The organism is Aquabacterium soli, from assembly GCF_003933735.1.
Taxonomy (GTDB): domain Bacteria; phylum Pseudomonadota; class Gammaproteobacteria; order Burkholderiales; family Burkholderiaceae_C; genus Aquabacterium; species Aquabacterium soli.
The window spans coordinates 33,175-47,067 of sequence record NZ_RSED01000028.1; the positions used below are offsets into that span (position 1 = coordinate 33,175).

The 13,893-nt window shown below is 61.6% G+C and carries 10 protein-coding genes and 1 pseudogene; 7 read left to right on the top strand and 4 right to left on the bottom strand.

Going from position 1 to position 13,893, the window contains the following annotated elements; genetic code table 11:
- Positions 1–161: 161 nt before the first annotated feature.
- A complete protein-coding gene (locus EIP75_RS22100; RefSeq protein ID WP_125245368.1) occupies positions 162–3,158 on the top strand; it encodes a type III restriction-modification system endonuclease in 2,997 nt (998 codons plus the stop codon).
- Positions 3,159–3,419: 261 nt separating this feature from the next.
- Positions 3,420–4,307 carry a replication protein C, IncQ-type gene (repC, locus tag EIP75_RS22105; protein WP_125245369.1) on the top strand — a complete coding sequence of 296 codons (888 nt, stop codon included), beginning with the start codon at positions 3,420–3,422 and terminating at the stop codon, positions 4,305–4,307.
- Positions 4,308–5,519: 1,212 nt separating this feature from the next.
- Here the strand turns inward: repC and EIP75_RS22110 are convergent.
- The 3 genes from EIP75_RS22110 to imuA are packed head-to-tail and all read right to left on the bottom strand — an operon-like array spanning position 5,520 to position 10,664.
- Positions 5,520–8,627, bottom strand: coding sequence for an error-prone DNA polymerase (locus tag EIP75_RS22110; RefSeq protein WP_125245370.1), 3,108 nt, complete (start codon positions 8,625–8,627; stop codon positions 5,520–5,522).
- A complete protein-coding gene (locus tag EIP75_RS22115; protein WP_125245371.1) occupies positions 8,624–9,931 on the bottom strand; it encodes a Y-family DNA polymerase in 1,308 nt (435 codons plus the stop codon). Before EIP75_RS22115 ends, EIP75_RS22110 begins: the two co-directional genes overlap by 4 nt.
- Positions 9,882–10,664 carry a translesion DNA synthesis-associated protein ImuA gene (imuA, locus tag EIP75_RS22120; RefSeq protein WP_233584994.1) on the bottom strand — a complete coding sequence of 261 codons (783 nt, stop codon included), beginning with the start codon at positions 10,662–10,664 and terminating at the stop codon, positions 9,882–9,884. Before imuA ends, EIP75_RS22115 begins: the two co-directional genes overlap by 50 nt.
- 97 nt (positions 10,665–10,761) lie before the next feature.
- Between imuA and EIP75_RS22125 the strand changes: the two genes are divergently transcribed.
- Together EIP75_RS22125 and EIP75_RS25070 are read left to right on the top strand one after the other, a co-directional pair.
- A complete protein-coding gene (locus tag EIP75_RS22125; protein ID WP_125245372.1) occupies positions 10,762–11,553 on the top strand; it encodes an SOS response-associated peptidase family protein in 792 nt (263 codons plus the stop codon).
- 479 nt (positions 11,554–12,032) lie between these two features.
- Positions 12,033–12,182, top strand: a pseudogene (locus EIP75_RS25070) (XamI family restriction endonuclease); the annotation flags it as partial.
- Positions 12,183–12,184: 2 nt separating this feature from the next.
- On the opposite strand, the gene EIP75_RS22130 reads toward EIP75_RS25070, so the two are convergent.
- Positions 12,185–12,604 (bottom strand): hypothetical protein, encoded by a 420-nt coding sequence (locus EIP75_RS22130; RefSeq protein WP_125245373.1) that lies wholly within the window; start codon positions 12,602–12,604, stop codon positions 12,185–12,187.
- A gap of 86 nt (positions 12,605–12,690) precedes the next feature.
- On the opposite strand from EIP75_RS22130, the gene EIP75_RS22135 reads away from it, so the two are divergent.
- The 3 genes from EIP75_RS22135 to EIP75_RS22145 all read left to right on the top strand — a co-directional run.
- Positions 12,691–13,134: a hypothetical protein gene (locus tag EIP75_RS22135; protein WP_125245374.1), complete on the top strand. Its 444-nt coding sequence runs from the start codon at positions 12,691–12,693 to the stop codon at positions 13,132–13,134.
- Complete coding sequence (locus EIP75_RS22140) at positions 13,134–13,412, top strand: helix-turn-helix domain-containing protein (protein WP_125245375.1); 279 nt, start codon at positions 13,134–13,136, stop codon at positions 13,410–13,412. The genes EIP75_RS22135 and EIP75_RS22140 overlap by 1 nt, the downstream gene beginning before the upstream one ends.
- On the top strand, positions 13,409–13,893 hold a 485-nt coding region (locus EIP75_RS22145), incomplete at its 3' end, for an HAD domain-containing protein (RefSeq protein WP_148100977.1). The genes EIP75_RS22140 and EIP75_RS22145, both read left to right, overlap by 4 nt.

Below are 13,893 nucleotides of genomic sequence, written 5' to 3' on the forward strand. Positions count from 1 at the left end.
AGATTGGCAGTGCTGCCCCTTCACAAGCCCTTTTGGAGCATCTCTACGCTCGACAAGCTGCGCCGTGCAAAAAAGCCGTCTAGCAAAGAGGGCGGCGCTAAGTTGTTGATTTATATGTTTTCTTCGCCTCGATTGAGGCAAAGCTTAGAAATGACCAAGACATGAAGCTGCATTTCGAGCCCGATCTGGATTACCAGAAGCAGGCCATCGAGTCGGTCTGCGACTTGTTCCGAGGTCAGGAGGTCTGCCGGACGGAGTTCACTGTCACGATGCGCCTGCCTGAACAACAGCTCACCTTGGGTGTAGCCGAAACCGACCTGGGCGTGGGCAACCGCCTGACCCTGCTCGATGACCAGTTGCTGAAGAATCTGCAGGACGTCCAAATGCGCAACGGCCTGGCGCCAGCCGGCACGCTGGCCTCTGGCGATTTCACTGTCGAGATGGAGACTGGCACAGGGAAGACCTATGTCTACCTCCGCACGATCTTCGAGCTGAACAAGCGCTACGGTTTCACCAAGTTCGTCATCGTCGTGCCCTCGGTCGCCATCAAGGAGGGGGTCTACAAGTCGCTGCAGATCACCGAGGAGCACTTCAAGGCCCTATACGCCGGCGTGCCCGTGGACTTCTTCCTGTACGACTCGGCCAAGCTAGGGCAGGTGCGGAACTTCGCCACCAGCTCGGCCATCCAGGTGATGGTAGTGACGGTCGGAGCCATCAACAAGAAGGACGTCAACAACCTCTACAAGGACAGCGAGAAGACCGGTGGGGAGAAACCCATCGACTTGATCCGGGCCACGCACCCCATCGTCATCGTCGACGAACCGCAGAGCGTAGACGGCGGCCTGAGCGGTGCGGGCAAGACCGCGCTGGATGCGATGAACCCACTGTGCACCTTGCGTTACTCGGCCACTCATGCCGACAAGCACCACATGGTGTTCCGGCTGGACGCAGTTGATGCCTACGAGCGCAAGTTGGTCAAGCAGATCGAGGTGGCAGCTGCTACCGTGGAGGACGCCTTTAACAAGCCCTACGTGCGGCTGGTAGGCGTCACCAACAAGCGCGGCCGCATCAGCGCGCAGCTGGAACTGCATGTGCAAGAGGCGGCGGGGCCGAAGCTGCGGGAGGAGTCCGTCAGCGACGGCGACGACCTGCAGCAGGTCACCGGGCGCGCGATCTATGCCGACTACCGCGTCGGTGAAATCAACACGGCCAAGGGCTTCGAGTTCGTCGAGTTGCGCTACCCCGGTGGTGAGGTGTCCCTGACCATCGGCCAGGCGCACGGCGGCGTGGACGAGTTGGCCGTGCAGCGCGAGATGATTCGCCGCACGATCCGCGAACACCTGGAGAAGGAAAAGCTGTTGCGACCCAAGGGCATCAAGGTGCTGTCGCTGTTCTTCATCGAGTCGGTGGATCGCTACCGCAAACTCGATGCACAAGGCCAGGCGGTGAAGGGCGACTACGCGCGCATCTGCGAGGAAGAGTACCGCCGCGCGGCCAAGCTGCCTAGCTACCAGAGCCTGTTCGCTGAGGTGGACCTGACGACGGCAGCCGAGGAGGTGCACAACGGCTATTTCTCCATCGACAAGAAGGGCGGCTGGACGGAGACCGCGGACAACAACGCCGCTGGCCGCGAGAACGCCGAGCGGGCTTACAACCTCATCATGAAGGAGAAGGAGCGGCTTTTGGACTTCGCCACGCCGTTGAAGTTCATCTTCTCCCACTCGGCCCTCAAGGAAGGCTGGGACAACCCCAACGTGTTCCAAATTTGCGCCCTGCGCGAGATGGGCTCCGAGCGTGAACGGCGCCAGACCATTGGCCGCGGCTTACGCCTGTGCGTGAACCAGGCCGGGGAGCGAGTGCGCGGCTTCGACGTCAACCGCCTGACCGTCATAGCGACCGAGTCGTACGAGGCCTTCGCGGAGAACCTGCAGAAGGAAATCGAGGCCGACACGGGCATCCGCTTCGGCATCGTCGAGCCACATCAGTTCGCCGGCATTCCGGTGGTCGGCGCTGACGGGCAGGTGATGGCCCTCGGGGTAGAACAGTCCAAGCTGTTGTGGGAACACTTGAAGGCTGCTGGCCACATCGACGCCAAGGGCAAGGTGCAGGACTCGCTGAGGCAAGCTCTGAAGGACGGCACGCTCGCATTGCCCGATGCGTTCGCCGCACAGCGAACACAGGTGCTGGAGCTGCTGCGAAAGGTGAGCGGTCGCCTGGAGGTGAAGAACGCGGACGAGCGCAAGACGGTGGCGCTGCGCAAGGGCGCAGATGGCAAGGCGATCACGCTGGGCGAGGAGTTCAAGGCCTTGTGGGACCGCATCAAGCACAAGACCACCTACCGGGTTCAGTTCGACAACGCGAAGCTGCTTCAAGACTGCACGAAGGCGTTGCGTGATGCGCCGCCAATGCCCAAGGCGCGCCTGCAATGGCGGAAGGCCGACATTGCCATCGGCAAGGCGGGGGTCGAGACCAAGGAGCAAAAGGACGGCGCTTACACCGTCGGGCTGGACGAGTCGGACATCGAGCTGCCAGACCTGTTGACGGACCTGCAGGACCGCACCCAACTGACGCGCCGCAGCCTGGTCACCATCCTGACCGAGTCGGGGCGCTTGGATGACTTCCGCCGCAATCCGCAGCAGTTCATCGAGCAGACGGCCGAGCAGATCAACCGCTGCAAGCGCCTCGCGCTGGTCGACGGCATCAAGTACCAGAAGCTGGGTGACCAGCAGGTCTACGCCCAGGAGCTGTTCGAGCAGCAGGAGCTGACCGGTTACTTGAAGAGCATGCTTGAAGAAACGGCCAAGTCCATCCACGAGCATGTGGTCTACGACTCTGCCACCGAGCGTGACTTTGCCCAGGCGCTGGAGTTCAACCAGGACGTAGTGCTGTACGCCAAGCTGCCCAACTGGTTTAAGGTGCCCACCCCGCTAGGCAACTACAACCCAGACTGGGCCGTGCTGCTGCAGAAGGACGGCGTGCAACGCCTGTACTTCGTGGTGGAGACCAAGAGCAGCCTGTTTGCCGACGATCTGCGTGACAAGGAGTGGGCCAAGATCGAGTGCGGGCGCGCGCACTTCGCTGCGCTGGCGACTGGTGAGAACCCGGCGCGCTACTTGGTGGCGAGGTCCTTCGATGATGTGCTGCAGACGGTCAACTGACCGTCTGCCCTGGTTTGGTCGGTGGGGAATGGGGCGGCGTCTCGAGAGAGCGAGACGCCGTCAAGCAGCAAAGTCAGCTGTGTGGGGAGGACTGAACGCTCACAATTCTGTACGGCGCTGAGCCCAATATCTGGTTCCGGCGGAGAAGACGCTCTGCGCGCGAGCTTTTCCGGCGAAGCTGCCAGAACCGTTCAAGGCACATTGACCGACTGTCCCCGCTCAGCCGCCCTCATAAGTAGTTGCCATAGGCTCCGTGAAGCCATGCCGTCACCTCCGCTTAGTACCCTGACTCCTTTTGTTGCTCGCTTCGACCGGGCTACCGTGCTTGCTCCCGGGTTATTCGTCAGCCTTGATAAGCGAAAGCGCCGGGGGCCCGGGGAGGGCTCGGCGCTCCAGGTGACCTTTGTTTACCAGAAGCTGAAGCGAACAGTGAGCTTTAGCGGCCCAGAACAGCTCGGTGTCAGCGATCTGCGTGTTCTGCAAGGGCTTATGTCCATGGCTACTGCCGCCGGCATGGGGCGCCTTGCTGCTGGATCTGCAGACTTGGCAGTGCTGAAAGGTGGATGGCAGGAGCTGGTGCGAGCATGCGGTGTCCGCTCTAAGGCCGGTGAAACTGTTGAACCACGGTCCACCAGCGGCCGCCGCAGCGAACAGTTGCAGAAGTCATTGCAGCGACTGGCCAGTGTGCGTGTCACTGCCAGCGACCGAGCTGATGGAGGCGAACCGTTGGTAAGCGCTGACCGATCCTGCGATACCAGGCAGGGATTTCGAGTCAGCTTTTGCGCTGAATTGATGGGTGCGCTGGGTGCGGGTTCCAACGGCAAGCAGTATCTGAAGGTCGACATGGTAGAGGCGAGGGAGCTGCGGGCAGACGTTGCTCGCCTGCTCCACTTCCGGCTTTCCAACGTTAACGAAGGTACCTCGCGCGAGTTCACACAAGGCGACATGGAGCACATGATCTGGGGAGCCGACGAAGCGGATACCGATGCGATTCGCAAACATCGGCGCCGGCTGCTCGCGCAAGCAGTGGCTGCTGTCGGTGCGCTAGAAGGCTGGAAAGTTCAAGCTGTCCAGGGCGCGAGAGGGACATGGGTCTGGCGAGTGTCTCGAGCAAAGCCGCGGGGCGCTTCAGAGAAGCGCAAGACTTGAGTGCTGCAGCGTGAGACCTGCGGGCCACCAAGTCGCGAGCCGTAGGCTCGCGATGGACTTCTGCGCTTCAGCTTGCTTCCGCACCCGAGGGTGTAAACGGGTGGGCTCCTTGCGGTAAGTCTTCTATAGATGGGGGGAAGGCAATAGGTTCTAGGATTAGGGCGCCCCGTCGTTGAAAAACTCAACCTCCACAGCCACTTTGCCGGCAAACTTGATTGTAAAAGTGCTCTCTCCGATGGTAAAAGTGCTTGCAAAGGATGTGATAGTGCTTATCGTTGATCGTAAAAGTGCTTTTCCGTGCTGTTTGCACTCGTCCCGCTGATATAGCGGCAGCACCCCATCTGCTGCAGCACCGTGTACGAATGACCTTCGGAATGGAGGTGCCGCTGAGCCCAAGGTCAGCTTGGTAGTGCTGACCGTAGATTCGAACGTCTCGTGTTGATACCCACTGTGACCTGCCCCCTGCACTGAGCCCAGGCATGAAAAAGCCCGCGCGTGGCGGGCTTGGAGAGATTGGCCTAGGCCTGCCCTTGCTGCTTGTTTTCCACGGGCCGGCCAGCGAGAAGAGCAAGACGCCGAGCGTGCAGCTCCCTGGCAGCCAGCTCTGCCGGGGGCGACGCCGAACTGCGAGCACATTGTTCTTTCATTGCGCTGCGTGCGTCAGATGCGTAGCCGAAGTGACTTGGGGTCGTGTCCATCGCGTTTCCTCTTGAGAGCCAGGCACAGCGCCTGCACACCGTATAGAACCAACACGAGGTCCATCCATCACCGCGCGACGAGCGCGTCGAATCTCCCTCGATCAGTAGAGGCCACGTCCGTGCCGTCCTCCTTTTCTCTGTCGCGGCAATAGCGGGCTGTGGCAAAGCCGAATCTACTGCGCTTCTAACCTACTACGTCAAAGCCAGGTGTCGGCGCGCGGTGGAGCGTTGAGCGGCACAAATCGACTTGCAGCCGGTCACCGTCTCCGAAGTGGCGGCCCAGCTCGAGGAGGATCGGAAAAAGCAAGCTGAGCAGAAGCAGCTCCAGGCGGGTGGCAAACGGCAAATTCTTGGTTATACGGATTCGAACAAAGCGTCGCGAACGTACGACACAGTTAGTTTGGCGAAGCTGCGGCGTCAGCGTTGAACGACCAGTAAGGCTGAATCGCGAAGGCATGGCATGTAATCTTCACATAGCCTGCAATGGATCTGAATTCCGTGTCTGGTGCTGGAATCAATGAAAGTCTCTCGAAGATGTTTCGAGGTCTCCGAGCAAGTGAGTCAAGTCCTCAAGATGGCCTGCGATCAGGTTCTTGACGTCCCCTTCGCGCTGCCAAGTGCCATAAACAGCCATCAGTCGCGCATGCAGCACTTCCTTGCGCTGGCGTTCACGCAGCCGGCGCCAAACAATGGCCTGGACAACCCCTGTCTCGTCTTCCAAAGAGATGAAGATGGTGCCGTTGGCGGTGTCGGGCTGCTGCCGGATGGTGACGATTCCAGCGTATCGAACAATGCGACCGCTCGGGGCGTCCTCCAAGTCTCGGGCACTCAAGAGCTTGCGCTGGGCCAGCTGCGGGCGAAGCAAGGCCATCGGGTGGCTTCGCAAGGTCAGCCCGATGGTCGAGTAGTCGTGCACCACCTCTTCGCCTTCCATGGCCGCAGGTAGTTCGAGGAAGTCTTCATCGACCGCAGCGTCTTTCAGCAACTGAGGCGGCCTGGCCAAGGCAGAGGCTTCCCAGACCTGCTGGCGACGGTGGCCGCTCAAGCTCAGCAGAGCGTCGGCGCCGGCCAGCAGGCGCATGTCGCCACGGTCAAGATCCGCCCGGCGCGCCAGGTCTTCCGCGCAATCGAAGGGCATGCTGCTTCTCGCTTGAATGATTCGAACCACGGACGCTTCTTTCAGCCCGCAGACAAGCCGCAGCCCGAGGCGCACGGCTGGCGGTTCGGATACGCCTTCAAGGGTGCTGTCCCAGCTGCTGTAGAGCACATCAGGAGGTCGCACCTCGATGTCATGGCGCCGGGCATCCTGCACAAGCTGGCTGGGAGAGTAAAAGCCGAGAGGCTGGCTGTTCAGCATAGCCGTCAAGAACTCGGCCGGATGGTGGCACTTCAGCCAACAGGAGGCGTAGACCAGCAGAGCGAAAGAGGCCGCATGGCTTTCAGGGAAGCCGTATTCGCTGAAGCCGTGGATCTGCTTGTAGATGCCCTCAGCGAACTCGTCCGTGTAGCCGCGCTCGATCATGCCCTTGACGAGCCGGTCGTAATACTTGTGCAGGCCACCCTTGCGCTTCCAGGCCGCCATGGCGCGCCGCAGCCCATCGGCCTCACCCGGCGTGAACCCGGCCGCGATGATTGCGATCTGCATCACTTGCTCCTGGAAGATCGGCACACCCATCGTGCGGCCCAAGGCCTCTTTCAGAGCCTCTGAAGGGTAGGACACCGGCGTCTTACCCTGCCTTCGCTCAAGGTATGGGTGGACAGAGCCGCCCTGAATCGGGCCGGGGCGCACGATGGCGACCTGGATGACCAGGTCATAGAAGGTGCGGGGCCGGTGCCTCGGAAGCATCGACATCTGCGCGCGTGACTCGATCTGGAAGACGCCGACCGTGTCGGCCTTGCAGATCATGTCGTAGGTCTTGGGGTCCTCTGCCGGAATGTCCTGCATTTCGAAGACATGGCCCTTGCGCTCGCCCACCAGTTCCAGGCATCGCCGGATGGCAGACAGCATGCCAAGGGCCAGCACGTCTACTTTCAGCAGCCCAAGAGCGTCGATGTCGTCCTTGTCCCACTGGATGATGGTGCGGTCCTCCATCGCAGCGTTCTCGATGGGCACCATGTGGCTCAGCGGCCCCTTAGTGAGGACAAAACCGCCAGGATGCTGGGACAGGTGGCGGGGGAATCCCAGCAACTGCTCGGTGAGCTGCAGCAATTGCTGGGCTGCCAGCGTATTGATGTCCAACCCCGCCTCGGCGAGGCGAACCGCGGCCATCGACCTGTCCCACCACATCATGTTCTTGGCCATGGCGTCTATGATGTCCGCATCGAAGCCAAGGGCCTTGCCCACATCCCTGATGGCCGAGCGCGGCCGATAGGAGATGACGACTGCCGTCAGCGCTGCGCGTTCACGGCCGTACTTGTTGTACAGGTACTGGATGACTTCTTCGCGGCGCTGGTGCTCGAAGTCGATGTCGATGTCTGGCGGCTCGCCACGCTCCTTGGAGATGAAGCGCTCGAAAAGCACGCTCATGCGAGCAGGGTCCACCTCCGTGACCCCGATGCAGTAGCACACCACCGAGTTGGCGGCGCTGCCCCGTCCCTGGCAGAGGATGTGCTGTGACCTGGCGAACTGAACGATGTCGGCCACCGTGAGGAAGTAGTGCTCGTACTTCATTTCGGCGATGAGTTCCAGCTCATGCTCGATCTGAGCCTGTACCTTGGCCGGCATGCCGCCTGGCCAACGTCGCCCGGCCCCTTCGTAGGTGAGCTGTCGAAGGTAGGCACTTGGCGTCTTGTTCGCTGGGACCACCTCGGCCGGGTACTGATAGGCCAGCTCATCCAGGCTGAAATGGCATCGCTCGCTGACCCGCAAGGTCTCAGCCATGAGTTCGGCCGGATACCGTTGAGACAGGCGCAGCTTGGTGCGCAAATGCCGCTCGGCGTTAGGCTGCAAATCCAACCCGCATTCGGTCAGAGGCCGGCCCACGCGCACGGCGGTCAAGACGTCCTGCAATGGCTTGCGTGAACGCACATGCATGTGAGCGTCACCGCTGGCCACCAGGGGAATGGCGGTGAGTTCGCTGGCTTGCCGCAGCTTATGAAGCCACATCTCATCGTCGATGTGCCTGTGCAGCTCCACGGCCAGCCAGCAACGGCCAATGAAATTGGTCAACAGCCAGCGCGAGAGCACGAGAAGCTGCTCGCGCGTTGAGGTCCGATCCGGTGATGCCAGCACAACGCAGTCGGCCAGGTCAGCTGGGTCGATGTCTTCCAGGAGCAGCCGGTACGTGCCTTTGGCAGATGCGCGGCGCAGCCTGGTGATGAACTGGCACAGGTTGGCGTACCCGTCGGCATTGCAGGCCAGGACAACCAGGGTGAACGGCGTGGCGCACTGAACGAAGAACTGGCTGCCAATGAGCAGTTTGAGCTTGTGCTCCTTGGCTGCGACATGGGCGCGCACCACACCTGCCAACGAGCACTCATCGGTGATCGCCAGGGCTGCGTATCGAAGCGACTTGGCCCGCTCGACGAGTTCTTCAGGCCAGCTCGCGCCCTTGAGGAAAGAGAAGTTCGACACGCACCTGAGCTCTGCGTATGGCGGAATGATGGACTGCGCAGCGGTCATGCGAAGGTCCCGTGCAGGTACCAGGCCGTTTCTTCCTGAGCCAGCCGCTCAGAGAAAACCCACAGCGTGCCGCAGTGCTCGCTGAGCGCCAGCCAGTAGTCGCGCACCACGGTGCAGGCGTGCTCATCGTCGCCAGTGCCAACCCTGTGCCACCAGCCACCTTCCACACGGTGGGGCCCGGTCAGCAGCTGAAGCGGGCCCTGATACATCGGTCGGTGGTTGCGCACTGCCAGCCGTAGCGGCTTATCGAACACAAAGGTCGGTTGGGGCAAGGCGCCGCTGGCGGGTGACCGTTTCACCATACGTTCCGGTGCGGGCTGCCACTGCTGCATCCATTCGATGCGGTGGTCGTCACAGAGATGGGGCCTCAAAACCTTGTGTGCGCCCAAGCGAGCCGCTATTCGTTCAAGCACGAGGCCCAGAGATTCACCGGCTTGGCCTTGGTCAGGCAGCAACGATGCACTGCGCTCTTCAAGTGCATGGACTTCCAGCGCTTCGACCTCCAGGTCTCCGGCCGGAGCAAGCAACTCAACCTTCGCCAGGTTCTCTGCAAGCAGCCTGCACAAGTGCTCGACCTCGCGCATCGCCTCGGCAGTGCGGATCACGATCTCCCCGCCTTCGCCCGCGGCCTTCGAGCGCATGGTGTCGTGACACCACCGCAGTGCGAATGCAGTGGTGCCAGCATGGCGGGCTGCCAGCCAACCGCACATTTGAACCACCAGGCGGCGTGCACCGAAGAGAAGGGCCGGGGCCGTATCGACGCGATGGGGCAACTCCAGCCTGGCTTTGAAGGCCTCAGGCAGTTCCACCCACTTGTGCACTTCAGGGCGCAAGCCATAGGCTTGGTCCAAGGCGATCAACAAGTCCTTGCCAAAACGCCGGCTGATGCCACCTCTTGGAAGGGCACGGATGTCGCCCAGCGTCCTGCAGCCTAGCTGCGTGAGGGTGGTGGCATGCGGCTGCGTGGCATCGAGCACACCGAAGGCCAGGCCATCGAGCACCTCAGCCAGAGGGCGGCGCACGCCGTTCTCTTTGCCAGCCCTGGCCAGCGCCACAGCGGCCATGGCAGTGGGAGCCCAGGCTACCTGGACAACCCCGAGGTCAGGCGCTTCCTGCACCACGCGGTCGCGCAGCGCTCGCCTTCCCTTGAACAGGCGCACGCTCGCTTCGACCTCCATGACAACAGCTTCGGCGGAGACAGCGACCCGGGGCGTGAATTGAAGCGCCCAGATCGAGAGTCCGTGAAGCTGTTCATCAAGCCGTTGCGCGCTGTCGCGAGGTAACTGCAGGGCGGCCCACAACATCGGGTGCCTCACGGTTGATCAGGACACTTGGCTTCATGAGCCGTGGCGTCAAGACAGGACTTAGGCCCCCTGGGATGGAGGGCAGCAAGACCTGACCTTCATGCGCCGGCCCTCGGCGCTTGAAAACCTCGACTTGCAACTCCCAATCCAGCCCCACCGTCGCGGAGAGGCGCAGTGGCGCAGCCGACGCTTCACGCCGCGCTGCGCTCGCGCGAAACAGGATTGCCAGGCCTTCAAAGCCTTGTGCACACACCTGCAAGCGCCTGATCTGTTCCTGGCGCGCCTGAGGTAGCCAAGCCAAAACAGCGCCCACTGCGTTGGACTTGATCAACTGCTCTGTTACCCAAAGCCGCTCCGCTGGTGCATCGGCCTGGATCCAAATGAACTGGCGCTCACTCAGCCCCTCGTGCAGCAAGCCTGGAAGATGAGGCGCGCGAGGGGTGCCCACGGCGACCACCTGTGCGCCTTTGCTTGTCATGACCTTCAAGGCGTGTCCAAGCAGTCTCCATTCGAGCACGGCGGGCTGAGCCGTGAGCACCTCGGTCACGGACCTGGTCGGCCATCCGCCCCCTGGAAGCTCTTGATCCAACGAATCCCACCCGGTAGGCTGGACTGGGTCGAGCCTGCTTCCAAGCTCCGAGCCCCGCCACATCGCCCGTTCGACGGATGCAGGCAATCGCCCCAGCGTATGCTGGAGGCCGATTTGCAAGGCGGGGGCGGTGGCGGTCTGCATGATTTTTTGCTGTATGCATATACAGTATCAGATCCGGTGGCCGGATGTCGAGCCCGTTACTTGTTTCCCGTGATGCAAAAGCGCGCAGCGCCCGAACATGTGCAATCTGCATAGGCTTACCCCCAAGGACGATTTGGTGGCGTATCTGCGGGCGCAGATGGCGCGTGTTCGCCTCATGTCCTGGCCAGAGAAGCTGAACATCGGGCCTTTCGATACCGGCGTCTTCATCGTCTCTGACGGAAAAGGTGGCCTTGAGGTGCGACAAGGCCAATGGGGAATGATCAGGCCTGGCCAAAAGGAGCGCATCGAGTACAAGGAGCGGCCACCGGCCAAGCCAGGCGGCAAGCCTCGGCGTGAGCCCATGCTCAAGAACAATGCTCGCATCGAGTCGGTTGCCAAATTGCCGGCGTTCAAGGACGCGTGGAAGCAGGGGCGGCGGTGCCTGATCCCCGCGGAATGGCTTCAGGAGCCCAACTGGGAGTCGGGCAAATGTGTGTGGTGGCAGCTCAAGCGCGCCGACGGGCTGCCATGGATGGTGGCTGGCATTTGGTCGGAATGGACAGACCCCAGCACGGGCGAGATCGTGCCGAACTATGCGATGCTGACTTTCAACGTCAATGAGCATCCGTTGCTCAATCGCCTTCATAAGCCAGAGCGCGACGGAGAGACAGGCCAGCCCTTACCGCTCGACATGCAGGATAAGAGGGGCGAAGCCCACATTGAACCTCATTCATGGACGCAATGGCTTGAGGGCGACATGGAGCAAGCGAAAGCCTTGCTGCTTGCGCCACCCGCAGCTTTCTACGACGACGTAGATACCCGGCGAATGGACGATATCCTTAATGGGAAGATGTCTGCAGATGCCGCCTCCAATTCGTCTTTGCTTTGAAGTCAAGCCCTGGGGGCGACTGCGGCGATGTCGCCCGCCTTGCTCAGCCAGCTGCTCCTGTGCCTCGTGCGTTCGGGGGCTTCCAACCTTGCCGTGGGCCTAGCGGCCGAAGAGCTCAGGCAGCTGAATCTCCCTGAACTGCGCGCGCGGGCAGCAACCGAATTGAAGTCCCACGGCTTCATACAGTGAAGCCCGCACTCGGCGGGCTTCGTAAGTTCGGTCAGTCCTGATTCGGTTTGCGTGGCGACACTGGCCGGCCGGCTGTCATCGCGATCCTCCGTATTGCCGACAGTCGCTCGGCCGCCTGGTCTGGGGTCTTCGGCCCAACGCTCCTGGCTGCCTGCTGCTGCATCGCTTCACGAGAGCCGCAGGCATACCCGTACTTGGTTGTATTGAACATCTGTGTCCTCTTTGGAGACAGGCAAGGCGCCTGCACCCTGTATAGGCCAGCGACCCGCTTCTAAGGTGACTGGCATCGAGAGTTTGGGCACTCGAGCGTTGTTGCAGCCGCGGCCATTAGAGGCGTTTTCAAAGCCGACAACGTCGCCACCGCGCAGTCGCAGAATGTGTTCGTCTTCTGGTGGCACAAGATGGACGCACTGGCCGATTTTCTGGCGGTCGCTAGGTAGGACTACATCCCCGCTGCTACAGCGTAGGCACGCAGCTCGCGCAGCTCATCGCGCGTGAGCTCTGTCCCGAACTCTACAGCCTGCATGAACGCGATAAGCAAGAGCCTGCGCTCAGGCTCATCAACCATCTCGTAGATGTCGTCAAGGGCGTCCTCCGCAGCCTCGTAGGTCAGCTCCGCCAGCGGGCAACTCAACCTGCCCACCAGGACCGTCAGCCGCCGCTCGTCGATGTACCAAACCGCATCGCGCTCGGCGCCCGCCGGTGGAGGCGCCTTGAACGCTGGGCCCATGCTTCGCGTGTAGTACACCCGCAGCGCCCCGAGTAGCACTTCCGGCAGAGCCAGGTCGAGCAGTGACTGTGTTGGCTGTACTCCTGCTGCGAGGAACAAGTCGCGCAGTTTGTGGGTGGAGAAGGTGAGCATGGCCAAGAAGATACCGCAGCGTATAGGCAAGAACTTGCGCGGTGCCAAGTCGCTGCAAAGCCTGCCGCGGATGGGTACGATGACGCATGTCCAGCTCATCAAACCCACCGCTTTTCGATCAAGACGGCGACCCCATTGACCCCGCGTTGCACCGTCTCGTCGCGACACATCCAGTGCTGTTTCGCGGCCGCCTGCCGGCAGTCGCTAGTTACGTGCCCGCTGGCTGGTACCCGCTTGTCGATGAGCTATGTCGAAGCATCGAGGCCGAGCTCGGCCCGCAGGGCTGCGAGAAGATCGAGGTGCGGCAAATCAAAGAGAAGTTCGCGGGTCTCCGGTTCTACTTGGTCGAGCGCTCGCTGGCCGATGTCAAGTCGCTGCCGGTGGAAGATGCTATGGACCGCGTGCATGCACTCATCCGTACCGCTTGCGAACAATCAGAGCGGACGTGCCAAAAGTGCGGAGCGCCCTGCGTAGTGCACGACGTCGGCGGGTACCTGGCTGCGTTGTGCGACACCCATCTTCGAGGGTGATGCGTAACAAGCACCTGTCGAAGCAACTGCGCGCTGCCCTGCGGGCGTCGAGCTGGCGGGCGGACATGATCGCCTTTCGAGCATCCGTGTCGCGAGCCACAATGGCGCGCGTCTTGGCCGGTGATGTTGATGTCAGTATTGGCGAGTACGAACGTGTAGCTGAACAGCTTGAAGTGAGTATCGCGTTTGTGCCGTACAAAGCGGCCGGCCAGCCGCCCGCCCCTGAGGGCGTCTTAGACACTGTTGTGAATCGCGCCAAGGCGAAATTGTTTACATGAACGCGATCCTTTTCACCGACATCGACGATGTGCTCGTCCTCCGCCGAACTGTCGACTTTGACAAGCACCGGCCGCAGATGGACGACGACATGTGCAGCAGGCTGGTGCATCCGCCCGCGATCCAGGTGCTTTCGGAACTCATCGAACAAGGCGCGCGAGTGGTCATCACGAGCAACTGGACACGCTTCATGAATCAGGAGGGCTTCGAACGCCTTCTCGCAGTCGGAAATTTCCCCAGGGAAATTTCGCCTCTTCATCCAGCCTGGGCGGCTCCGCCGCAGCCTGGCGGTACTCGCCTCGAAGCGGTCGATGCGTGGCTGCGCGAGCATCACCACGGCGAGCCCTACGCGATCCTCGACGATACAGACAGCGGCTCTGGTTTGCATCGCTCGGCGCACGACATTGACGGCCGGGTTGTACTCTGCGAACCAGGCATCGGCCTACACCCGGGCCACCTGCGGCTGAAACGCCCCCCTGATTC